The following is a 20,097-nucleotide window of genomic DNA, read 5'->3' as shown; positions in this document are numbered from 1 at the left end:
GATCACCACGGCGCACAGCCCTGTGGAAACGCTTGCCGCCAGGGGCGCGGTTCTGCGAAAGCGGGCCACAATGGCCGCGCACGAAGAGACCTGGCGGATCGCCAAGATCACGCTCGACGAGGATACGATCCTCTGGCGCAACGCGGATGTCGAACAGGAACGGCGGGTCGCGATCTACGACCTGATCGAAGAGAACACCTTCAAACCGCTGCGCGCGGTGGCTGCGGGGCATCATGGGCCGTACGCGCTGAAGCTGGCGGTGCAGGACGGGCGACTGGCGCTGACGATTGGCGACGAATCCGGCGAGCCGCTGGAAACGCTGATCCTGGGACTGGCGCGGTTTCGCCGCCCGATCCGCGACTATTTCGCGATCTGCGACAGCTATTACCAGGCGATCCGCAAGGCGACCGCGGCCGAGATCGAGACGATCGACATGGCCCGCCGCGCGATCCACAACGATGCCGCCGACCTGTTGCTCGACCGGCTCGCCGGGAAGGTTGAAACCGATCACCTCACCGCACGCCGCTTGTTCACCCTTATCTGCGTGCTCCATATCCGCGGCTGAGAACTAGGGTTTCGGGGCAGGGGCGCGATTCGTGGCAGGCAGGAAAAAGAGCATCGGCTGGCGCGCGCGCGTGCTCGGTGCATTGCTGCTGGGCCTGCTGGCGGCAGGAGCGTGGGCATGGTGGAGCCTGCAGCACTGGACGCCCGACCCGCGCGACTACCCTGATCAAGGCGCCCAGATCGGCGCCGCCGACGGCGATGTGCGATTCGGCACCTTGAAGGCGCTCGGCGGGGGGTTCGTCTATCTTGATGCTAGCAACGGCGCGCGGGGCAGCGATCCGCGCTTCGCCGCCAATCTGGCTGCCGCGCGCGATGCGGGGCTGAAAATCGGCGCGGTGCACCGGTTCGATCCCTGTGCGATGGCCGATGGGCAGTCGGCCAATTTCGTCGTGCTGGTGCCGCGCGGGCGTGACCTGCTGCCCCCGGCGATCGCGCTCGATGCGCTGGGTGACGAGTGCGGGGTGCGCGAAGCGGCGGTCGAAAGCGAACTGATGACGCTGATCAACCAGATCGAGGCGCACGCCGGACGTCCCGCCATCCTGCAGGTGTCGAAGACATTCGAGGACCGTTATGGCCTCGCCGGGCGGCTTGAACGCAACCTGTGGGTCGTCGGCACGTGGGCACGCCCCAGCTACGCGGGGCGTCCGTGGCTGATGTGGACCGCGAACACCGCGCTATCCACCGAGGCGGCCGACGAGGCGCTGCGCTGGGTGGTGGTGCGTCCGTGAGATTTGCCGGCTAAGGGCAGGGCATGACCGAATCCGAACTCATCGCCGCTGCCCGCACGGCCGCCGCGCAATCCTATTCACCCTATTCCAATTTCCCGGTCGGCGCGGCGCTGCTGTTCGATGACGGCAGCGTGGTGACCGGCACCAATATCGAGAACGCCAGCTACGGCCTTGGCCTGTGCGCCGAGACCGTGGCGGTGGGCAAGGCGATGGCGGGCGGCAAGCGCGGCGGGCTGGTGCAGGTGGCGGTGACCGGCCCGGGCGCCGAGCCGATCACCCCCTGCGGGCGCTGCCGGCAGGTGCTCAACGAACTCGCGCAGCTGGGCGGGACCGATCCCGAAGTGCTGTGCGTGGGGCCAGACGCGGTGAACCGGGTCAAGCTCAGCGCCCTGCTGCCCCACGCGTTCGGGCCGGCCAGCCTGGGCTAGGCCGTCTCCAGCCACTCCAGCAGGCTGGCGAGGCAGTCGCGCGCCAACAGCTTGGTGCGTTCCGGGCTCCACCCCTGCGCCGGATCGGGCAGGTCGTCGTTGTCCTTGAACGGCATTTCCAGCGTCATCGCGCAAGCGCCGAAGCGTTGGGCAAGCTGGTTGGTGCTCATCGACAGGTTGGCCGTGCCGGGCTTGGACTTGGCGTAACCCTTGGCGCTCTGGAAGTCGGGCGTCCGCCGTTCCAGGATGCTCTGGTAGCGGTAGTACCGGTCGCCCAGTTCGTCGGTCCACGACGGGATCCCCTCGAACCCCGCCAGGAACACCGCGGCGATCGCCTCGTCCCCGTGGACGTCCATCGCGAAGTCGACCCCGGTTTCGTCCATCGCATTGCGGATCGCGAGCACTTCGGGCGACTTTTCCGGCGTCGGCTCGTGCCACTCGCGGTTGAGGTTGGTGCCGGCCGCGTTGGTCCGCAAGTGGCCACGTCGGCTGCCGTCGGGATTGCAATTGGGCACCACGTGGAACGCGCACAACTGACGCAACCTGCGTGCCACAGGGTCGGCGGGATCGGTCAGGCACTCCAGCGCGCCTTCCATCCACCATTCGGCCATCGATTCGCCCGGATGCTGGCGCGCATAGAGCCACACCTGAGTGGAACCATCGCCCATTTCGAGGCAATCGAGCGGCTGGCCATCAAGCGTGGTGCCGAGGTGGCGATAGCTCACGCCTTCGGCCGCAGCGCATTCGGCGACGAGGTCGTGGTGGCGCTCCATCGAATAGGGCGCGAAATAGGCGAACCAGGCGATGTCGCTTGCCGGGGTGTAGGTGATCGTCAGCGTGCCGCCGTCGGCGTCCTTGTCATAAGTGGTGTCGGCGCGGCCCCAGAAGTCGCGGTCTTCCGACACGCAGGCGCGGTAGCCGGGCCAGCCTTCGGGGTAGGCGGAACTGGCGAGATCGACGATCCGCAAGGTCAGCTGGCGGCCCTTCGCGCCGGACACGCGGAAGTGGAACCACTGGCGGAATTCCGACTGGTGATCGGCCGGAATCGACAGGCGCGCAGTGGCGCCCTCGATGCCGAGAACTTCGATGTTGCCGCTGTCGAACCGGGCGTCGATGCGGATGGGGGAGTCTGTCTGGGGAGCGTTCATCGCGCCCCGATAGTCGCTCCCGATTCGCCTGGGAAGCCGGAGAACAGCTTCGCCGCCATTTCAGCCGACAGGCGGCGCGGTTCGGCGTCCTTCGACCGCTCGCCCGGACGGGCCTGGGCGCGGCCTTCCCACAAGTGGGTGCCCGCCGTATCCACAATCGTCACGGCCAGCGTGCTGTCCAGCGTGTCGCGAGACTTGTTGCCGCCGAGCAGGAAGCCGAGCCCCAGCCCCAGGTTGACCCCGCTGCGCCGGCCATACCAGCCGCCGCCCGAACCGACCCCCACGCCAACACTGACGCCCGAACCCGACTGCGCGCGCTGGTTCTCCAGCACGAGCTGATCGAGAGTCACTTCGGCCACCCGGGGCGCATCGGCCACGACGGTGAACCCCTGACGGGACAGCGCGGCAGCGACCGCATCGAGCCAGATCTGCGTTTCGAACGTGCCGGGGGTAAGCCCCGCGCCGGCACGCACCGCGATCGGACCCGGCATCGCCGCGCCAACGGTCTGCGCGGTGTGAAAGCGGGTGACCTCGACCGGCGTGGCCGCCGCCGCGGGAGCGGCGAGCGACAGCAACGCGAGCGCAGGCAGAATAGCCTTCTTCATGATGCGAAACCCCTTGGGATGGAGCAAGACGTGGATGTATGCCCCGAATATTGCAGCGTATTTACGCGATCGGGCATGGCCGCGCGATGAACGCCTTGCCGTTTGCGCGCGTTCGCTTACCGCACGCCGCATGACTCACGCGCACGACCCGCAGACTACTCCCGTCCTCGTCACCGGCGGGGCCGGCTACATCGGCAGCCACGCCGTGCTCGCGCTGCGCGACGCCGGATATCCGGTGGCGGTGATCGACAACCTGACCACGGGTTTCCGCTTCGCAATTCCCGATGACGTGGCGTTCTACGAAGGGGATATCGAGGATGCCGATCTGCTCGCCCGCATCTTCGCCGAACGGAACACGCGCGCCATCATGCACTTTGCCGGATCGATCGTGGTGCCGGAATCGGTCGAGAACCCGCTGAAGTATTATCACAACAACACGGTCAAGAGCCGGGCACTGATCGAAGCGGCCGTGACTGCGGGGGTACCGCACTTCATCTTTTCCAGCACCGCGGCGACGTATGGCATCCCGGACACCGACCGGGTGTCCGAAACCAGTCCGCAGGTGCCGATCAACCCGTATGGGTGGTCGAAGCTGATGACCGAGCGGATGCTGGCGGACACCGCCTTTGCCCATCCGCTGAATTACTGCGCCCTGCGTTACTTCAACGTGGCCGGCGCCGACCCCCAGGGGCGTAGCGGACAATCGACCGCGGGCGCCACGCACCTGATTAAGGTCGCGGTCGAAGCGGTGCTGGGCAAGCGCAGTCATGTCAGCGTGTTCGGGACCGACTATGACACTCCTGATGGAACCGGGGTGCGCGATTACATCCACGTCTCGGATCTGGCTGCGGCGCACGTCCATGCGCTGGAGGCGCTGATCGCGCAGCCCGGCCGGTCGCTGCAGATGAACTGCGGCTATGGCCGGGGGTTTTCGGTCACGCAGGTGCTCGACGCGGTGGACCGGCTGACCAACTGCCCGATCGAACGGCGGATCGAGCCCCGCCGCGCGGGCGATCCCGCCAGCCTGGTGTCGGACAACGCGCGCATCCTGGAAACCCTGCCGTGGCGGCCGCAGTACGACGACCTGCCGACCATCATCGGCCATGCGCTGGCGTGGGAAGAACGGCTGGGCGCACTGCGCGGCAGCTAGGCGCTACCCACCCGCGCGCGCCGCCAGCCAGTCGTCGCGGCGCACGAACGCGCCATCCGGCTGGCGGAAGAACGCGGCCTGCTTGCCGGCCGTTTCGGACAGTTCGGGCCAATGCTCCATCCGGTCGGTGCCGAACGTCAGCGACAGGAACACTGATCATTCAGGCAGGGTGCCGACTGCGGTCGAATGCAGGAAGCGCGTGCCGAACACGATGCCGTGGCCCATCCGGTAGTCGTACATCCGCTGCCGGCCGCGGGCATCCTCGTAGGTCAGGCCCATCGCCTCTGCATTGGGCGTGAGCGGCGCCATCAGCGTAAAGGCGTGATTGCCTTCGGTCGCCCAGTCATAGTGCATCCCCAGCGCGTCGCACCGGCTGCGGGTGACGAAGAACCCCGCATAGAGCCGGATTGCCGCGTCATGCGGAATGAACGGGGCAACCAGGCTGGCAAGGTCGAGCCGGTGGTACAAAGCCTCGAACCAGCGGTACGAGGGCTCGTCGGCATGGCTCAGCCAGCGGATGTCGCTGCCCCAGGTGGCGGACGGGCTTTCGGTGTAAAGCCGCACGCCGCTGGTCAGCGCATACGTCTCGCCGACGCATGTCATCGCCCGCGTCTCGGCCGCCAGTTCCGCTAGCTCGGCCAGGATGGCGGTGTCGATATCGATCTCGAGCGCATTGGCCGCCATCAGCCGGGTGTTGAGGAACACCTCTTGCCCCGGCTGGCGCAGCACGTCGCGGTAACGCGGGTCAGGCAAGGACGTGGGCGCGGCCATCGCCGGGTGCCGTGCAGCGGGCGGTACGCGAACGCAAGCGGCGCCTCCTTCGCAGGGTTGACTCGGCGCGGGACCGCCCCTAACCGCCGCGCTTCATTTTTCGAGTGATCCCGGCGTGCCGGGGCAATGGAACCAGCCATGAAAATCCGCAACAGCCTCAAGTCCCTCAAGGACCGTCACCGCGATTGCCGCGTGATCCGCCGCCGCGGCCGCACGTACGTGATCAACAAGACCAATCGCCGCTTCAAGGCCCGCCAGGGCTGATACGCGGCCAGGCGAGCCGTTCGCGGCCGCTGGCGATCTTGAAAGCCCCCGCCGCCGCGGGGGCTTTTTGCGTGTCTTGCCGGCAGACAAAAAAAGGGGTCCCCAGCCAAGGCTGGAGACCCGTCAAAGTGCACCCGAAAGTCGGAGAGGGGACCGGGTGATCGAAAGGATTACCTGGCGTTGCAGCGCGCGAGGTCTTCGGCATCGAGCGCCTTGCCGCCGGCGGTGAAGGTGTTCACCGGGCCCACCGCCTTCACCAGGCGGGCGCAGACGATGGCGGGGCGGCTGGTGCCCTTGCCGGCAGCGCATTCGGTCTCGGCACACTTCCACGCCACCCCGCCTGAGATGGCGCTGGTCTTGGCGGCGGGCGCGGCCAGTTCGGCACGGTAGTACGCGCCTTCGGCAGCATAGGCGGGAGCCGGCATCACAGCGGCGCCAATGGAAAGAGCCGTCCAGGCGAACGCGGCAATCGCGGCGAGGGGCTTGGCGGAACGGGGAAGAGCAAGGGTCATGGGTCGCATCCTGAGCTGAGCTTCAATTGCCAAACGAGTTTCGATTTGATACCCGTTGCGAATCGCTACCTAATCGAAGGCAATTTGAGTTGCAACCGAAAACTTACTTTTCCCTACAAGCTGCGGGTAATGGCGCTACAACATGGGCAACGAGAGGATCATCATGGACAAGATACGCGAACCCTTGCGCGACCTGAATGCCTGCGGCCTGCCCGAGGCACTCGAGGTGATGGGGGAACGCTGGTCGTTCATGATCCTGCGGGCGAGCTTCAATGGGCTGCACCATTTCGAGGAATTCCTGACCGAGCTGGGCATTGCCCGCAACATCCTGTCGAACCGGCTCGCCAAGCTGGTCGAGCACGGCATCCTCGATCGCCAGCCATGCGCCGACGATCGCCGCCGGATCGAATACCGTTTGACCGAGAAGGGTTTTCACCTCCTGCCCGCGATGGTCGCGCTGCGTGAGTGGGGCCAGCGCTATGGCGGCGGATTGGCCGAAGACCCGGTGCTGGTTGACGAGCAGGACCGCCTGCCCATCGGGCCGGTGTCGATCCTCGCGCACGACGGACGGGTGCTTTCGGGCAAGGATCTGCGGTTCGTTCAGCGGGCCGATCTGGGCAAGCGGGCCGATGGAACCCAGGCCCGGCCGGCGGCCGGGTTCGACCGGGCGCAGTCCGACGAGTCCGCCGCGCGCCAACCCCGCGTCGCCGCCGCCCGCTGACCGCTCCGCGCACACCTGACGGCCGCTACATCGTGGTGCGGGGCCGCTTGTGGCGCGCGAGCAACCCCGGCCTCCCGGAAGACGAGCGCGATCTACTGGTACAGGCGCTGATGGCCGCGCGCCGCGCGGTTCGGGACGCCGCCGGAGACGAGACCGCGCGCAAGGCCGCCCGCGCGCAGGTTCACGAGGCCAAAGTCGCGCTGGGTGAGCGAGGCCCAGTCTGGTGGAGCGACGGCGCGCCCGATTTCAACCGCAAGCTGGCGAAGAACACGCCCTATGCCGAGTGGGCCGAGCGGGTCGCCTCCGACAGCTGAGTGCCGCCCCTGTCGCGTCCTTCCTTTTCCCCCGCGCGCGAGCGCGGCTAGGTTGTGCCCGCGTGATTGGGCGAGGGGGTGCTCCGATGAAGAAAGTGCGCTGGGCGGTTGCCGCCGCGGCGATGATGCTGGGCGGGGCGTGGGCTTCCGCCGGGCAGGCGGACCAGACGCCTGGCGCTCGCACCACGATCGCGGCGCTCGACCTGCCGGGCGTCGTCGCAGCGCTCAACGAAGACCGGGCGGCGCTGACCTATTACCTGGCGGAGCTGCATCGGCGCTATCCGGACAAGGTGGAAGCGCCGGACATGGCCGGGCTGCCAGCGCTTGGAGCAGCGTCGGTTGCTGCGCTCCGCGCGATGAGCGACGATCAGGTCGCGAGCGAGATCGAGCGCGTGTCGGCAGAGGTGGACCGGCTGGTGGCCCGGGGGGAAGCGCTCAGCACCCCGGCCGCCGCGCCGCCTCCGGCCCCGGTCTCCCGCCCCGCGGTGGCTGCCGCCAGCGAAGCCGGCAGCGACAATCCGTATTGTTACAAGATGTACGGCAAAGCCTATTCGCTGTGCGCATCCGACGATCGCGGCTGCAAGATGATCGCGGCGAACGACTGGGGCATCTGCAAGAAAACCGGCCGCTGGCCCTGACCGGCAGGCGCCGGGGCAGGTTCACCCACGCCGCTGTTCGTAGCTTATACGAATCCGCACCCACTCGCCCACCAGCACCCGGCCGCCGACCTGCGGAGGGCGGACCTTGAACTGCCATGCCGCGGCCAGCACCGCCCGGCCGATCTGCGACCCCGAGGGATATTCGTCTTCCAGCTCGCAATCCTCGACGCGGTAACCGGGCGCGGTCTTGCAGGTGATGAGCGCCCAGCCGGGGCCGCTCGCGGTGGAGAGATACCCACGCAGCTCGCTGTCGGTCGGTTCGCGGTACCAGCGTGCGCCATAGACCGGCTCCCCGCCCGGCCGGCTGCCGACCCGCTGCGAATCTCCGCTCGACGGGCGATTAGGTGGGCCGATCGGGCCTTGCATGTCGTCGCGCACCACCGCGCGGGCCTTTGCCGTCGAGGGCGCGGGCGCCGCCTCCTGGCGGGGTGATGCCGGGATGATCGTGGCGGGCGGCGGCAATGGGATCGGCTCGCTGGTCGGCCGCGGCTGAACCTCCATTGGCACGATCTCGGGCTGGGGCGCGGGCACGGCTCTGGGCAAAGCGGTGGGCGGTGCCTCCTGCTCGGGCTGCGGGGGCTGGTCCGGAGCCACTGGTTCGGGCGCGAAATCAATTGTCGTCAGCGCCGCGGGAGCCTCTCGCTTGCCCGCCCCGGGGCCCAGCGTAAGCAACGCCAGGAACAGGGCCAGCTCGATCCCCAGCGCCAAGGCCAGACCGCCCGCGCGCCGGCGCAGCCCGGGCCAGCGCGCGTCCACCCGCGCCAGCCACGCGGAGCCGTTCGCCGGGGTTTCAGCGCGATCGGCTGATGTATGCTCGGCAGCGATCATGCGAACTCAGGCCATGCGACCGATTGGCGGCGCGGTCTAGGCGCGCGGAGCGACCCGGCGGTAACTCAACGCCTCGGCCACGTGGATGCGGCCGATCTGCTCAGCCCCGGCCAAGTCCGCGATCGTGCGGGCGACGCGCAGCATCCGGGTATAGCCGCGCGCCGACAACCGCATCGCCTGCGCCGCCTGCATCAGCAGCCCGGGGCGCCCGCCTCGTCAGGGGTGGCGAAGCGGTCCAGCGCCTCCCCGTCCAGCTCGGCGTTGGTGCGCGCGCCTGTCTCGCCCGCGCGGGCGGTCTGGATCGCGCGTGCCGTCGCGACGCGCGCGGCCACTTCCGCGCTGCCTTCGGCGGGCGGCGGCAGCGCGAGGTCGGCGGCGCTGACCGGGTCCACCTCGACATGCAGGTCGATCCGGTCGAGCATCGGGCCGGACACCTTGCTCTGGTAATCCGCCGCGCACCGCGGCGCTCTGGAACAGGCGAGCGCCGGATCGCCGAGGTGCCCGCAGCGGCACGGGTTCATCGCCGCGATCAGTTGCACCCGCGCCGGAAAGCTGACGTGCGCGTTGGCGCGCGCGACATCCACCTTGCCGGTCTCGATCGGCTGGCGCAGCGAATCGAGCACCGCGCGCTGGAATTCAGGCAGTTCGTCGAGGAACAGAATGCCGAGGTGCGCCAGGCTCACCTCGCCCGGCTTGACCCGCAGGCCGCCGCCGGTGAGCGCAGCCATGCTGGCCGAATGATGCGGCGCGCGAAACGGGCGCTGGCGGCTGATCTTGCCGCCTTCCAGGATGCCCGCGACCGAGGCGACCATGCTGGTTTCCAGCGCCTCGCCCGGCGTCAGCGGCGGCAGGATGCCGGGCAGGCAGCTCGCCATCAGCGACTTGCCCGCGCCGGGAGGGCCGATCATCAACAGGTTGTGCCCGCCCGCCGCGGCGATCTCCAGCGCGCGCTTGGCAGTTTCCTGGCCTTTCACCTGTTTCAGGTCCGGGCCGTAGCCCGGCTCCGCGACCTCTCCCGCCGGCGGATCGGGCAGCCGCTGAGTGCCCTTCAGATGATTGAGCAAGCTAACGAGATCGGGCGCGGCGAGGACCGGGACGCCGCTCGCCCAGCGCGCCTCGCTCCCTTGCGCGGCGGGACAGATCAGGCCGGCTTCCTGTTCGCTGGCGTGGATCGCCGCCAGCAGCACTCCGGGCGAGGGGGCGATGCGGCCATCCAGCGCCAATTCGCCAACCGCGATCCAGTCACCCAGCTGCTCGGCGTCGGTCACGCCCATCGCCGCCAGCACCGCGAGCGCGATCGGCAGGTCGTAATGACTGCCTTCCTTGGGCAGGTCGGCTGGCGACAGGTTGATGGTGATCCGCTTGGGCGGCAGCGACAGGCCCATGGCGGCGAGCGCCGCATGGACCCGCTCCTTGCTTTCGCCCACCGCCTTGTCCGGCAGGCCGACGAGGTTGAAGCGCGGCAGGCCGGGCGCGACCTGGCACTGCACCTCCACGGCGCGCGCCTCCAGCCCGAGATAGGCTACCGTCCTGACGAGTGCGACCACGAAACCCCCTGCGGCGCGGGTGATGGCGGAATTCGGGCGCCAAGTCGAGTGGCCGAGCGGTGCGGCCGACGAATTCGCAGGATGGTCAACGAATTCGCAAGCATGGCTCTTGGCAATTCGGCAAGCAGGCGGGGCGCACCTGAGTCCGATGCGCCGGTCCGCGATCCTTGCCGCCAGCCTGTTCGCGATGTTCGCGGCGCCCGGCCACGCGCAAAGCTTCGTCGTCCGTCACACGGTCACGGTAGAGGAATGGGTGGACGCAGGTGCCGAGCGGCTGGTCGCCGCCCGCGCCGCCGCGCTCGCCCAGGGGCCGGCATATGGGCCGTTCCGCGTGATCGACGGGCGCCGCGCTGCGCTGGTCGAAGCGACCGATGGCGCCTCGCCTGACTATTTCGCCGCCTTGCTGCGCGATCACCCGGACATCGCCGTGCTTGAAATGGTCGAGTGCCCCGGAACCGACGATGACGGCGCCAACCTGCGGCTGGGCCGGATGATCCGCGCCGCGGGTATCGCCACGCACGTGCCAGCAGGCGGTTCGGTTCGCTCAGGCGCGGTCGAGCTGTTCCTGGCCGGACGGACCCGCGCGATCGACGATGGGGCGGAGTTCGCGGTCCATGCGTGGCGGGACAGCGACGGGCTGGGTCCGGGCGACTACGGCGCGGATTCGCCGGTCAACCGCGCCTACCTCGATTACTACCGTGAGATGGGCCTGGCGCGGCCGCAGGCGTTCTACGACATGACCAACGCCGTACCGAATGACACCGCCCGCTGGCTCACCGCACAGGACATGCGCGAATGGGTGGGCGAGGGGCAGCCGGGCGGCACGGCGACAACCGCGCCGACTGCGGGCTCCGCGCCGGCGATCGCCTATCTTGACTTGGACCGCCGCTTCCCATAGTGGCGCCCACCTGACGGGCCTCCCGCGTGGGGGCCCTTTGCATTTAGACATCCGAGGATCCGATGAAGCGGACATTCCAGCCCAGCAATCTCGTGCGCGCCCGTCGCCACGGTTTCTTCGCCCGCAAGGCGACCCCCGGTGGGCGCAATATCCTGCGCGCCCGTCGCGCGCGCGGCCGCAAGAAGCTCTGCGCCTGACATCTATTCGGGCGCGCCTCCGCGCGCTCGTCCTCGCTGCTGTTCCTTCGGGGCTGTTGCGGGCGGCCGTTCGGCCTTGCGGGCTCCCTGGCCGGGAGCCCGTTTTAGTGCGCCCCGTTGCGCCGGTGTATTAGCCACCTATATCGCTTGATATGACCGTCGAGATCATCCGCAAGCGGGCCGATTTCATCAGCGCGAATCGCGGCATCCGCGTGGCGCGGCCGGGGTTTGTGCTGCTGGCGCATCCCAATGGCGGGCGCGGAACGCGGTTCGGGGTCACCGTCACCAAGAAGATCGGCAACGCGGTGGTCCGCAATCGGATGAAGCGGCGCTTCCGCGAATTGCTGCGCGCGGCGTTGCCCTCCGCCGGTCTCGCCGATCACGACCATGTGCTGATCGGCCGCGATGGGGGGGTGGAGCGCGACTTTGCCCTGCTCCGCGAGGAACTCGCCCTCGCGCTGTCCCGCGCGGCGGCGGGCAGGGGCGATCCCCCGCGCCGGCGCAAACCCCCAAGCTCCAAGCCCCAAAGCGCCGGGCGTTGAAGCAGGCGCTGATCCTGATCGCGCGGGCGTGGCAGTGGGGCCCCAGCCGTATTCTGCCGCCAAGCTGCCGCTACGCGCCCTCGTGCTCCCAGTACGCGATCGAGGCGCTGCAGAAGCACGGCGGATTGAGGGGTGGATGGATGGCCATGAAGCGTATAATGCGCTGCCACCCCTGGGGCGGGCACGGCTACGACCCGGTGCCCTGATGGCCAGACACTACCGCCAGACACGACTAAGCTAGACCGGGATCGATCTCTTTGGACAACCAGCGCAACCTTCTTCTCGCCGTGGTCCTGTGCGGACTGCTGCTGTTCGGCTGGGATGCCGGGACGAAGTGGTTTTACCCGCAACCCGCCGAGAGCGTGAAGACGCAGGAGCGGATCGAAGCGGCGGCCGACAATCCCGGCGCCGTCGTCCGCACCCGCGAGGGCGGCCTCACCAATCCGGCGGCCGAGGCGCTGGAGCGGCGCGATCTCGCCACCGCCCTGAAGAGCCCGCAGCGGGTGCGCATCGCCGGACCCGAGATTGCCGGCTCGATCGACCTCGTCGGCGCGCGGATCGACGACCTGACCTTGACCGCTCACCGCCAGACGGCCGACCGGGATTCCGGCCCGGTGCGCCTGTTCAGCCCCGCCGGCACGCCGGCGCAGCACTTCGCCCAGTTCGGCTGGGTCGGCAATGGCGTGAAAGTGCCCGATGCCAACACGGTCTGGCAGGCAACCGAGGGCCCGCTGTCGCCTGGTCGTCCCGTCACGCTGACCTGGGACAACGGGCAGGGCCAGCGGTTCGGGATCGAATTCGCGATCGACGAGAATTATCTCATCACCGCCAAGCAGACCGTCGCCAACGCCGGTGCCGGGCCGGTCGTGGTGCAGCCGTTCGCGCTGATCAACCGCACCAGCCAGACCGCCAGCATCGACCAGTGGACCATCCACTCGGGCCCGGTCGGGTATTTCGGCAGCGGGGTGAATTTCGGCAACAATTACGAGGACGTGGCGGAGGCCGGAAAGGTCACGCCCGAAGGCGACGCCGGCTGGATCGGGTTCACCGACATCTACTGGCTGTCGGCGCTGGTCCCGCAGTCGAACGCGACGGTCGACGCCGATTTCCGCTCGCTCGGCAATGACAAGTTCCGCGCCGACGTGATCTACAACCCTCTGACCGTGCCCGCCGGGCGCCAGATCGCCCGCACCACCCGCCTGTTCGCCGGCGCCAAGGACAGCCAGGTCCTGGGCGATTACGAACGCGCGGGCATCGCCGGGTTCGACAACGTGATCGACTGGGGCTGGTTCGGGATCATCGAGAAGCCGATCCTGTGGCTGCTACGCACGCTCTACGGGCTGGTCGGCAACTTCGGCCTCGCGATCATCCTGCTGACCGTGATCGTGCGCGGCGTGATGTTCCCGATCGCGCAGAAGCAGTTTGCCAGCATGGCGGCCATGCGCGCGGTCCAGCCCAAGATGAAGGCGATTCAGGAACGCTACAAGGACGACAAGGCCAAGCAGCAACAGGAGATCATGGGGCTCTATAAGAGCGAAGGGATCAACCCGCTGGCTGGATGCCTGCCGATCCTGCTGCAGATTCCCATTTTCTATGGTCTGTACAAGGTCCTGATGGTCGGCATCGAAATGCGCCACAAGCCGTTCGCCTTGTGGATCCAGGATCTCTCCGCTCCGGACCCCGCGCATATCCTCAACCTGTTCGGTCTGCTGCCGTTCACGCCGCCCAGCTTCCTGGCGATCGGCGTGCTGGCGGTGCTGCTCGGCATCACGATGTGGGCGACGTTCCGCCTCAACCCGACGGCGATGGACCCGATCCAGCAGAAGATGTTCTCGATCATGCCGTGGGTGCTGATGTTCGTGATGGCGCCGTTCGCGGCAGGATTGCTGATCTACTGGATCACCTCCAACATCCTGACGCTGGCCCAGCAGAGCTATCTGTACTCCAAGCATCCGCAGCTGAAGGCGCAGGCCGACAAGGACAAGGTCGACCGCGACCGGGCCGTGGCGCGCGACGGGAAGGTCAAGGGGTGACCCCCGAAGACGCGCAGGCGGAGCTGGAGGAGCGGGCGCGGCGGCTGCTGACCGGCAAGGTCGAATTCCTGCTGTCCGCCCCCAAGCTGGAGTTTCTGCCCGAACCGGTCGTGCCCGAAATTGCTTTTGGCGGGCGTTCCAACGTGGGCAAGAGTTCGCTGCTCAATGCGCTGACGAACCGCAAGAGCCTGGCCCGCGCGTCGGTGACGCCGGGCCGGACGCAGGAGCTGAACTTCTTCGAAGTGGGCGAGCCGCTCGCGCTGCGGCTGGTGGATATGCCCGGCTACGGCTTTGCCAAGGCCCCGCTCAACGTCGTCGAACGCTGGAAAATGCTGGTGCGCGATTATCTGCGCGGGCGGCTGGTGCTGAAACGCGCGCTGGTGCTGATCGACAGTCGCCACGGCGTGAAGGACGTCGACCGCGAGATGATGAAGATGCTCGACGAGGCGGCCGTGGGCTATCGCATCGTCCTGACCAAGGCGGACAAGATCAAGGCGAGCGATCTTGCCGCGGTTCACGCCAGCACGCTGGCGGAAGCGCGCAAGCGCACCGCGGCATTCCCGCACGTCCACGTCACCAGCTCCGAAAAAGGCATGGGCATCGCCGAATTGCGCGCAGCGGTCTTGGCTGACGCGGAAAGCTGAGCGGGCGGAACGATTGCCGGGCGGTGACCGTATTCTTCGGCAACCGGGACCCGCTGGTGGGTCGCCGCGCAGGAGACGAGCGCTGCCCCCGCCCACCAGAGAGCACCTGCTGGACCGCTCCCCGTTCGCCGAGCGGCTGAACGGCTTGCTCGCCCACGCGTGGGCACGCGGCTGGTGCGAAGACCCCCCGCTGACGGCCGAGGCGTTATGGGCCAAGGCCTCTCGCGGGTTTCAGCACGCCGACGAGGCCGGTGGCCGCAGTGCCGACGAGGTCGAAGACTTCCGCACCCGGCTGGAGCGCTTGACCGACAGCATCCGCGGTGACGCCGATCTCAATCCGCTCGGCCGGACGATCGCGCATGGCCAGTTGGTGCGGGTGATTCGTCAACGCCTCGCGCTCGGGCGGCTATGGCGCGCCCGGCCCCACCTCCTGGACACCCAACTGGCACCGCCGATCATCGTGGTGGGCCAGATGCGGTCGGGCACCACCCGCCTGCACCGGCTGTTGTCCGCTGACCCACGCTTCAGCTCCACCCGCTTCTGCGACAGCTGGCTGCCGGTGCCAAGCCGGGTCGACCTGCGCCGGTGGCAGGGCGCGGGCGCGCTGTGGTTCGCGCGGCTGCTCAATCCCTGGCTCGACACCCTGCACCCGTTCGGCTCGGCCCGGGCGGACGAGGAACTCGGCTGGTTGGCGGCGGCGCTCGACCATTGTGCGTACGAGGCGCAGTGGAGAATTCCCGCATTCACCGCGTGGAGCGAGGCGCGCGGCGCCCTGCCGGTCTACCGCGAATTCGCCCGAATTCTCGCCACCGATGCCGCGCACCGGCGCAACGCTGCCCTACCGCGGGTACTGAAAGTGCCGCAATTCAGCGAGGATCTGGCCGAGCTGTTGCAGGTCTTCCCCACCGCCCGCGTGATCCGCTGCCAGCGCGATGCCGAAGCGGTGGTGACCAGCGCGGTCTCGCTGTGCGCCAACCAGATGGCGATGCAGAGTGACAGCATCTCGGTCCCCGAGCTCGAGCGCGAGGCCCGGCGCAAGCTCGCCCTGCGTGAAGCGCGCACCAACGCGGCGCTGGCGCGCTTTGCCGGGCGCGTCGCGACGGCCGGATTCGACGCCCTCCAGCGCGACTGGCGCGGCAGCATCGCGGCGATCTATCGCACGCTCGGGCTAGAAGTCACCCCGGCGGCGTGGGCGGCGATGGAGCGCGAATGCGCGGCTGCGGCCAGCGACCCGCACCACCACCATCGCCAGGATCTTCAGCGGCTGGCGCCCCGCCGGCTGGACCCGTCGCTGTCCTGACGTTCGCTCAATCCATCAAAGGAGTCTCACCAATGTCCGATCGCCGCACCGCACAGCTTTACCGCATGATCCTGCCCGACCACACGTGCCCGTTCGGGGTGCGCGCGAAGGAACTGCTGGAAAGCGCCGGTTACGAGGTCGACGACCAGATCCTGTCCTCCCGCGAGGAAGTCGACGCCTTCAAGGAAAAGCACGGCGTCGAAAAGACCCCGCAGGTGTTCGTCGAGGGTGAACGGATCGGCGGCAGCGAAGAGCTGGAGCAATACCTCTCGCGCTAGCGGCTACCAGTCGCCGGGCCCGTGGGTCCAGGCGGTCGCCAGCCGCAGGAACTTGTCACCGCAGTCTCCCGTCATCAGCTCGCCGAATTCGATCGTCTGCGCCAGGCATTCCGCGCTCAGCGGCTCTTCGAACCGCAGCCCGCAGCGGATATCTCCCTTCCACACCACGCGGGCGAACACTGAGAAGTTGAGCCAGCACAGTCGGCCGTCCTCTAGCGGACGCGCCTGCTTAAGGCGGATGCACGCCCCGCTGGCGGAGATGTCTTCCAGCTGCACTCGCGTGTTGGCACCCGGCGTGACGAACCTGGCTGACAGATCGAGCCGATGACGCAAATCCTCCCGCCGGCCGACCAGGATGTCCTCAGCAGCCGGCAAGGACTGGGGGATTGCCAGGTGAGCGATTGGAAGTGGCGCGACCCGTTCCATCGTCAGCGCTGCCTTAAGTCAGCGAAATCGTCGCGGCCGCTCCCGCCGGGCGGCCTGTCAGCCATGACGCATCGCGCCACGGCGGTAATCCTTGATTCGGTCCTGCGCACGAAAACCCTCCAGAGTCCCTGCGAACTCTACGTGGATTTGCCTATGTCGTTCCGCGATGTGTCAGATATTACTGGTTTATTTCAGGTAAACGGCGCGGTGCGGCGGCGCAGGCAGGGCAAGCGTCGCGGGCCGGGCCGCTTACGTCGCGAACAGGCTGGCGAGGCTGGCAAACGCTTTCATCTCGATCGCGTTGCCGCTGGGATCGCGGAAGAACATGGTGGCCTGTTCGCCCGGCTGTCCCTTGAAGCGGGTATAGGGCGCGATCTCGAACACCACGCCAGCCGCCTGCAGCCGCTTGGCGAGGCTATTGAAATCCGCCAGCGTCAGCACGACGCCAAAATGGGGCACCGGAACGCCGTGACCGTCGACGTGGTTGACCGCCGCATCGCGGGCCGATGCCGGGGCAAGATGCGCCACGATCTGGTGCCCGAAGAAATCGAAATCGATCCACTCGGCGCTGGAGCGTCCCTCCGCGCAGCCGAGCAGTCCCCCATAGAACGCCCGCGCCTCCGCCAGATCGCGAACCGGGAAGGCGAGATGGAACGGGCGTAAGGACATGGCGGCTGCCTACCCGACCGGATCGGATTTTCCTACAGCCCCGCTGCCGTGCGAGTGGAGCCAACCGAAAGGATCGCGGGGAAGCGAAAAGATCAGCTGAACAGTGTGACACGTGTGACACCGTTCAGCCTCGACACCTTGGCGATGAACGCCTAGGCCGCGCGCTGGTGGGACTACAGGTGGCGCAAGTGAAGCTGATTATCGGCAACCGCAACTATTCAAGCTGGAGCCTGCGTGGCTGGCTGGCCTGCAAGCAGTCCGGCCTCGCGTTCGAGGAGCTGACCGTCAGCCTCTATGGCGACGAGTGGGAGCAGGTGAAGCGCGATATGGGCGACCTGCAGCCGTCGAGCGGCAAGGTCCCGGTCCTGTGGGATGGCGACGCGGTGATCTGGGATAGCCTGGCGATCCTCGAATACCTCGCCGACAAAGTGGGACGCGACCGCTTCTGGCCCAAGGACGATGGCGCACGCGGCATGGCGCGCGCGCTCGTGGCCGAAATGCACTCCAGCTATCTCGCCCTGCGGCGGGAATGCCCGATGAACGTGCGGATGCGCCACCAGGGGCTGCGCATTTCCGATGACGCCAAGGCCGATATCGTGCGGATCTTGCAACTGTGGGCCGAAGCGCGCGCGAGGTTCGGTCGCGGCGGGCCGTTCCTGTTCGGCACGTTCGGCGCAGCCGACGTGTTCTACGCACCCGTGGTCAGCCGCTTCATGACTTACGGCATCGGCGTGCCCGGCTTCGCGCAGGCATACATGGAGGCGATGTGGGAACACGAGTGGATGCAGGCGTGGATCAAGGCATCCGAGGACGAGCAATGGGTAATCGAACAGTACGACAGTATCTCCGCCGCCTGACCGGCGCGCTGGCTGCGCTGCTGGCGCTGGCGCAGCCGGGCGCGGCGCAGGCGTGGGGCTATTACGGCCACCAGACTACCGGGCGGATCGCACTCGCCAACGTGGAGCCTTCGACACGGACGGCCATCGCGCGGCTGATTGCGCACAACCGCGAACTGGGCACTCCCGATTGCCAGATTCGCGACCTCGCGACCGCCGCGACCTGGCCCGATTGCCTGCGGTCGGAAAGCTGGCGCTGGGGGTATACCTTCGCCTGGCACTACCAGACGGAGCCGGTCGGAGAGCCCTATGACGCCCGCAAGAACTGCAGCGGCGGCGCCTGCGTGTCTGCCCAGATCGAGCGCAACCAGCGCATCCTGGCCGACGAAAGCCTGCCCGCCAACGTGCGGCTTGAGGCGCTGGCGTTCATGGTCCACTTCGCCGGCGACATTCACATGCCGCTCCATTCTGGCGACAACGACGACCGGGGCGGCAACTCGATCGACACCACGTACGGCATCGCGCCGGGCTTCAACCTCCATTCGGTGTGGGACAGCGCTCTGGCGGAACGGGCGATCTCGGGTGCCACACCGCCGCTGGTGCGGCGGTACTCTGCGGCCGAACGCGCCGCTCTGGCGGGCGGCGGCCCCGCCGACTGGGGGCGCGAAAGCTGGGAGCTGGCGGGCCGCTTCGTTTACCCCAACGCGCTGGGTCGTCCGCTGGCCGCGGGCGAAGCCTCGCCCGAAGAAGCGACCTTGACGCAGGAGGCGATCGTCGCGGCGGTGCCGGTGGCCGAGCGGCGCATCACGCAGGCGGGTCTGAGGATCGCGGAACTGCTGGACGCGGCGTTCGCGCCCGGACCCCTGCCGCAACCCACGGCGGCGCTGGCGCGATGACGGACGTCGCGGTCCTGGCCGAACGTCTGATCGCCTGGCCCAGCGTCACGCCGGCATCGGGGCCGGTGTTCGACGAGCTGGCGGCGATGCTGACGCCGCTCGGGTTCGAGATCGAACGCTTCGTGGCGGGCGAGGAGAAGGTCGAGAACCTGTTCGCCCTCCGCCGCGGGCCGCCGGGTAGCCGCCATTTCGCTTTTGCAGGACACCTTGACGTGGTGCCGCCCGGTGAGGGGTGGTCGGCCATGCCCTTCGCGCCCGAACGGCGGGGAGAGCTGCTCTACGGCCGCGGCGCGGTGGACATGAAGGGGGCGATCGCCGCGATGGTCGCCGCGGTGGCCGAAGTGCCGATCGACGCCGGCACGATCAGCTTCATCATCACCGGCGACGAGGAGGGCCCGGCGATCCACGGCACCCGCGCGCTGATCGACCGCATTCGCGCGCGCGGCGACCTTCCCGACCTGTGCCTTGTAGGAGAGCCTACCTCGACCGTCCGGCTGGGTGACATGATTAAGATCGGCCGGCGCGGATCGGTCAACATCTGGCTGGAAGTTGACGGCACCCAAGGGCACGTCGCCTATCCCCACCTGGCCGACAATCCGATTCCCAAGCTGGTGAAGATGCTGGAGGAACTCGGCTCCATCGAACTGGACCGCGGGACCGAATGGTTCCAGGCGTCCAATCTCGAACTGACCGATCTCGCGGTCGGCAACCCTGCCACCAACGTGATCCCGGCCAAGGCCACCGCGCGTCTGTCGATCCGCTTCAACGCGCTGCACACCGGCGCGGACCTGGTGCAGCGGGTGGCGGAGGTGGCCGAGCGGCACGGCGGCAGGGCGCTGGCGATGATCAGCGGTGAGGCGTTCCTGACCCCTCCCGGCGCGTTTTCGGCGCTGGTGGCGGACGCGATCCACGCCGAAACCGGTCTCACCCCGGAGCTGTCGACCACCGGGGGCACCTCGGACGCCCGGTTCCTGAAGGACCTGTGTCCGGTGATCGAGTTTGGATTGCTGAACGCCACGATGCACAAGACCGATGAAGCGGTGGCGCTGGCCGACCTTGAGGTGCTAGCGCGCATCTACACCCGGGTCGCCCGCACGGCGCTTAGCCACGGTTCCGGGGCCACGGTTTAGGGGAGGAAG

27 protein-coding genes and 1 pseudogene are annotated in these 20,097 nt (G+C 68.1%); 19 read left to right on the top strand and 9 right to left on the bottom strand.

Features of this window, described 5'->3' with window-relative positions:
* Positions 1 to 70 precede the first annotated feature (70 nt).
* The 3 genes from C0V74_RS06560 to C0V74_RS06550 are packed head-to-tail and all read left to right on the top strand — an operon-like array spanning position 71 to position 1,720.
* Positions 71 to 565 carry a UPF0262 family protein gene (locus tag C0V74_RS06560; protein ID WP_131622606.1) on the top strand — a complete coding sequence of 165 codons (495 nt, stop codon included), beginning with the start codon at positions 71 to 73 and terminating at the stop codon, positions 563 to 565.
* Between the two features lie 31 nt (positions 566 to 596).
* Positions 597 to 1,292 (top strand): glycoside hydrolase family 25 protein, encoded by a 696-nt coding sequence (locus C0V74_RS06555; RefSeq protein WP_143251102.1) that lies wholly within the window; start codon positions 597 to 599, stop codon positions 1,290 to 1,292.
* Between the two features lie 23 nt (positions 1,293 to 1,315).
* Complete coding sequence (locus C0V74_RS06550) at positions 1,316 to 1,720, top strand: cytidine deaminase (protein WP_143251101.1); 405 nt, start codon at positions 1,316 to 1,318, stop codon at positions 1,718 to 1,720.
* Here C0V74_RS06550 and C0V74_RS06545 read toward each other — a convergent pair.
* Both C0V74_RS06545 and C0V74_RS06540 read right to left on the bottom strand, forming a co-directional pair.
* Positions 1,717 to 2,868, bottom strand: a complete 1,152-nt coding sequence (locus C0V74_RS06545) for a M14-type cytosolic carboxypeptidase (RefSeq protein WP_143251100.1) — start codon at positions 2,866 to 2,868, stop codon at positions 1,717 to 1,719. The two genes, C0V74_RS06550 and C0V74_RS06545, sit on opposite strands and share 4 nt — an antisense overlap.
* The gene (locus C0V74_RS06540) at positions 2,865 to 3,473 is read right to left on the bottom strand and encodes a DUF4136 domain-containing protein (RefSeq protein ID WP_168194168.1); all 609 of its coding nucleotides are present in this window, start codon (positions 3,471 to 3,473) and stop codon (positions 2,865 to 2,867) included. Before C0V74_RS06540 ends, C0V74_RS06545 begins: the two co-directional genes overlap by 4 nt.
* A gap of 130 nt (positions 3,474 to 3,603) precedes the next feature.
* Between C0V74_RS06540 and galE the strand changes: the two genes are divergently transcribed.
* Positions 3,604 to 4,623 (top strand): UDP-glucose 4-epimerase GalE, encoded by a 1,020-nt coding sequence (gene galE / locus C0V74_RS06535; protein WP_143251098.1) that lies wholly within the window; start codon positions 3,604 to 3,606, stop codon positions 4,621 to 4,623.
* 3 nt (positions 4,624 to 4,626) lie between these two features.
* Here galE and C0V74_RS12870 read toward each other — a convergent pair whose 3' ends face one another.
* Both C0V74_RS12870 and C0V74_RS06530 read right to left on the bottom strand, forming a co-directional pair.
* The gene (locus C0V74_RS12870; RefSeq protein WP_168194167.1) at positions 4,627 to 4,776 is read right to left on the bottom strand and encodes a hypothetical protein; all 150 of its coding nucleotides are present in this window, start codon (positions 4,774 to 4,776) and stop codon (positions 4,627 to 4,629) included.
* Between the two features lie 3 nt (positions 4,777 to 4,779).
* Positions 4,780 to 5,394 carry a hypothetical protein gene (locus tag C0V74_RS06530; RefSeq protein ID WP_143251097.1) on the bottom strand — a complete coding sequence of 205 codons (615 nt, stop codon included), beginning with the start codon at positions 5,392 to 5,394 and terminating at the stop codon, positions 4,780 to 4,782.
* 138 nt (positions 5,395 to 5,532) lie between these two features.
* Between C0V74_RS06530 and ykgO the strand changes: the two genes are divergently transcribed.
* On the top strand, positions 5,533 to 5,658 hold the full coding sequence (gene ykgO / locus C0V74_RS06525; protein ID WP_029941846.1) for a type B 50S ribosomal protein L36: 126 nt from the start codon (positions 5,533 to 5,535) through the stop codon (positions 5,656 to 5,658).
* Positions 5,659 to 5,828: 170 nt separating this feature from the next.
* On the opposite strand, the gene C0V74_RS06520 is transcribed toward ykgO, so the two are convergent.
* Positions 5,829 to 6,170, bottom strand: coding sequence for a hypothetical protein (locus C0V74_RS06520; RefSeq protein WP_143251096.1), 342 nt, complete (start codon positions 6,168 to 6,170; stop codon positions 5,829 to 5,831).
* 163 nt (positions 6,171 to 6,333) lie between these two features.
* On the opposite strand from C0V74_RS06520, the gene C0V74_RS06515 reads away from it, so the two are divergent.
* From C0V74_RS06515 to C0V74_RS06505, 3 genes are all read left to right on the top strand, one after another.
* Entirely contained in the window at positions 6,334 to 6,891 is a 558-nt protein-coding gene (locus C0V74_RS06515; protein ID WP_210413386.1) for a helix-turn-helix domain-containing protein, read from the top strand.
* Positions 6,892 to 6,923: 32 nt separating this feature from the next.
* Positions 6,924 to 7,205 carry a hypothetical protein gene (locus tag C0V74_RS06510; RefSeq protein WP_246844775.1) on the top strand — a complete coding sequence of 94 codons (282 nt, stop codon included), beginning with the start codon at positions 6,924 to 6,926 and terminating at the stop codon, positions 7,203 to 7,205.
* An 86-nt stretch (positions 7,206 to 7,291) separates the two neighbouring features.
* The gene (locus tag C0V74_RS06505) at positions 7,292 to 7,843 is read left to right on the top strand and encodes a hypothetical protein (RefSeq protein ID WP_131622589.1); all 552 of its coding nucleotides are present in this window, start codon (positions 7,292 to 7,294) and stop codon (positions 7,841 to 7,843) included.
* Positions 7,844 to 7,864: 21 nt separating this feature from the next.
* Here the strand turns inward: C0V74_RS06505 and C0V74_RS06500 are convergent, their stop codons facing one another.
* On the bottom strand, positions 7,865 to 8,692 hold the full coding sequence (locus tag C0V74_RS06500; protein WP_143251094.1) for a hypothetical protein: 828 nt from the start codon (positions 8,690 to 8,692) through the stop codon (positions 7,865 to 7,867).
* Positions 8,693 to 8,728: 36 nt separating this feature from the next.
* A pseudogene (locus C0V74_RS06495) lies at positions 8,729 to 10,239 on the bottom strand (YifB family Mg chelatase-like AAA ATPase).
* 148 nt (positions 10,240 to 10,387) lie between these two features.
* On the opposite strand from C0V74_RS06495, the gene C0V74_RS06490 reads away from it, so the two are divergent.
* From C0V74_RS06490 to C0V74_RS06455, 8 genes are all read left to right on the top strand, one after another.
* Positions 10,388 to 11,137, top strand: a complete 750-nt coding sequence (locus C0V74_RS06490; protein ID WP_210413385.1) for an alpha/beta hydrolase — start codon at positions 10,388 to 10,390, stop codon at positions 11,135 to 11,137.
* Positions 11,138 to 11,199: 62 nt separating this feature from the next.
* Positions 11,200 to 11,334, top strand: a complete 135-nt coding sequence (gene rpmH, locus C0V74_RS06485) for a 50S ribosomal protein L34 (protein WP_131622583.1) — start codon at positions 11,200 to 11,202, stop codon at positions 11,332 to 11,334.
* 152 nt (positions 11,335 to 11,486) lie between these two features.
* The gene (gene rnpA, locus C0V74_RS06480; protein WP_143251093.1) at positions 11,487 to 11,876 is read left to right on the top strand and encodes a ribonuclease P protein component; all 390 of its coding nucleotides are present in this window, start codon (positions 11,487 to 11,489) and stop codon (positions 11,874 to 11,876) included.
* Positions 11,873 to 12,082 carry a membrane protein insertion efficiency factor YidD gene (gene yidD, locus C0V74_RS06475; RefSeq protein WP_131622579.1) on the top strand — a complete coding sequence of 70 codons (210 nt, stop codon included), beginning with the start codon at positions 11,873 to 11,875 and terminating at the stop codon, positions 12,080 to 12,082. Before rnpA ends, yidD begins: the two co-directional genes overlap by 4 nt.
* Before the next feature lie 51 nt (positions 12,083 to 12,133).
* Complete coding sequence (gene yidC / locus C0V74_RS06470) at positions 12,134 to 13,909, top strand: membrane protein insertase YidC (RefSeq protein ID WP_143251092.1); 1,776 nt, start codon at positions 12,134 to 12,136, stop codon at positions 13,907 to 13,909.
* A complete protein-coding gene (gene yihA, locus C0V74_RS06465; RefSeq protein ID WP_143251091.1) occupies positions 13,906 to 14,553 on the top strand; it encodes a ribosome biogenesis GTP-binding protein YihA/YsxC in 648 nt (215 codons plus the stop codon). Before yidC ends, yihA begins: the two co-directional genes overlap by 4 nt.
* A gap of 145 nt (positions 14,554 to 14,698) precedes the next feature.
* Positions 14,699 to 15,853 carry a sulfotransferase gene (locus tag C0V74_RS06460; protein ID WP_246844774.1) on the top strand — a complete coding sequence of 385 codons (1,155 nt, stop codon included), beginning with the start codon at positions 14,699 to 14,701 and terminating at the stop codon, positions 15,851 to 15,853.
* Between the two features lie 32 nt (positions 15,854 to 15,885).
* On the top strand, positions 15,886 to 16,131 hold the full coding sequence (locus C0V74_RS06455) for a glutaredoxin domain-containing protein (protein WP_143251090.1): 246 nt from the start codon (positions 15,886 to 15,888) through the stop codon (positions 16,129 to 16,131).
* Positions 16,132 to 16,134: 3 nt separating this feature from the next.
* Here the strand turns inward: C0V74_RS06455 and C0V74_RS06450 are convergent, their stop codons facing one another.
* A complete protein-coding gene (locus tag C0V74_RS06450) occupies positions 16,135 to 16,557 on the bottom strand; it encodes a PilZ domain-containing protein (protein WP_143251089.1) in 423 nt (140 codons plus the stop codon).
* Positions 16,558 to 16,806: 249 nt separating this feature from the next.
* Complete coding sequence (locus tag C0V74_RS06445) at positions 16,807 to 17,226, bottom strand: VOC family protein (protein ID WP_131622570.1); 420 nt, start codon at positions 17,224 to 17,226, stop codon at positions 16,807 to 16,809.
* A 188-nt stretch (positions 17,227 to 17,414) separates the two neighbouring features.
* Between C0V74_RS06445 and C0V74_RS06440 the strand changes: the two genes are divergently transcribed.
* The 3 genes from C0V74_RS06440 to dapE are packed head-to-tail and all read left to right on the top strand — an operon-like array spanning position 17,415 to position 20,088.
* Entirely contained in the window at positions 17,415 to 18,083 is a 669-nt protein-coding gene (locus C0V74_RS06440) for a glutathione S-transferase family protein (protein WP_131622568.1), read from the top strand.
* On the top strand, positions 18,044 to 18,958 hold the full coding sequence (locus C0V74_RS06435; protein WP_143251088.1) for a S1/P1 nuclease: 915 nt from the start codon (positions 18,044 to 18,046) through the stop codon (positions 18,956 to 18,958). The genes C0V74_RS06440 and C0V74_RS06435 overlap by 40 nt, the downstream gene beginning before the upstream one ends.
* Positions 18,955 to 20,088 carry a succinyl-diaminopimelate desuccinylase gene (gene dapE / locus C0V74_RS06430; RefSeq protein WP_143251087.1) on the top strand — a complete coding sequence of 378 codons (1,134 nt, stop codon included), beginning with the start codon at positions 18,955 to 18,957 and terminating at the stop codon, positions 20,086 to 20,088. The genes C0V74_RS06435 and dapE overlap by 4 nt, the downstream gene beginning before the upstream one ends.
* Positions 20,089 to 20,097 lie beyond the last annotated feature (9 nt).

This window comes from Altererythrobacter sp. TH136 (assembly GCF_007065885.1).
In the GTDB taxonomy this organism is placed as follows: domain Bacteria; phylum Pseudomonadota; class Alphaproteobacteria; order Sphingomonadales; family Sphingomonadaceae; genus Tsuneonella.
Note: the sequence above shows the minus strand (reverse complement) of the source record. Positions and strands in the feature narration are given on the sequence as shown.

Coding starts and splice junctions, on each gene's coding strand:
- rpmH (WP_131622583.1), top strand. CDS start 11,200: ATGAAGCGGACATTCCAGCCCAGCAATCTCGTGCGCGCCCGTCGCCAC.
- galE (WP_143251098.1), top strand. CDS start 3,604: ATGACTCACGCGCACGACCCGCAGACTACTCCCGTCCTCGTCACCGGC.
- C0V74_RS06545 (WP_143251100.1), bottom strand. CDS start 2,868: ATGAACGCTCCCCAGACAGACTCCCCCATCCGCATCGACGCCCGGTTC.
- ykgO (WP_029941846.1), top strand. CDS start 5,533: ATGAAAATCCGCAACAGCCTCAAGTCCCTCAAGGACCGTCACCGCGAT.
- C0V74_RS06450 (WP_143251089.1), bottom strand. CDS start 16,557: ATGGAACGGGTCGCGCCACTTCCAATCGCTCACCTGGCAATCCCCCAG.
- dapE (WP_143251087.1), top strand. CDS start 18,955: ATGACGGACGTCGCGGTCCTGGCCGAACGTCTGATCGCCTGGCCCAGC.
- C0V74_RS06445 (WP_131622570.1), bottom strand. CDS start 17,226: ATGTCCTTACGCCCGTTCCATCTCGCCTTCCCGGTTCGCGATCTGGCG.
- C0V74_RS06520 (WP_143251096.1), bottom strand. CDS start 6,170: ATGACCCTTGCTCTTCCCCGTTCCGCCAAGCCCCTCGCCGCGATTGCC.
- C0V74_RS06515 (WP_210413386.1), top strand. CDS start 6,334: ATGGACAAGATACGCGAACCCTTGCGCGACCTGAATGCCTGCGGCCTG.
- C0V74_RS06505 (WP_131622589.1), top strand. CDS start 7,292: ATGAAGAAAGTGCGCTGGGCGGTTGCCGCCGCGGCGATGATGCTGGGC.
- C0V74_RS06455 (WP_143251090.1), top strand. CDS start 15,886: ATGTCCGATCGCCGCACCGCACAGCTTTACCGCATGATCCTGCCCGAC.
- C0V74_RS06490 (WP_210413385.1), top strand. CDS start 10,388: ATGCGCCGGTCCGCGATCCTTGCCGCCAGCCTGTTCGCGATGTTCGCG.
- C0V74_RS06540 (WP_168194168.1), bottom strand. CDS start 3,473: ATGAAGAAGGCTATTCTGCCTGCGCTCGCGTTGCTGTCGCTCGCCGCT.
- C0V74_RS06500 (WP_143251094.1), bottom strand. CDS start 8,692: ATGATCGCTGCCGAGCATACATCAGCCGATCGCGCTGAAACCCCGGCG.
- C0V74_RS06530 (WP_143251097.1), bottom strand. CDS start 5,394: ATGGCCGCGCCCACGTCCTTGCCTGACCCGCGTTACCGCGACGTGCTG.
- C0V74_RS06435 (WP_143251088.1), top strand. CDS start 18,044: ATGGGTAATCGAACAGTACGACAGTATCTCCGCCGCCTGACCGGCGCG.
- rnpA (WP_143251093.1), top strand. CDS start 11,487: ATGACCGTCGAGATCATCCGCAAGCGGGCCGATTTCATCAGCGCGAAT.
- C0V74_RS06560 (WP_131622606.1), top strand. CDS start 71: ATGGCCGCGCACGAAGAGACCTGGCGGATCGCCAAGATCACGCTCGAC.
- C0V74_RS06550 (WP_143251101.1), top strand. CDS start 1,316: ATGACCGAATCCGAACTCATCGCCGCTGCCCGCACGGCCGCCGCGCAA.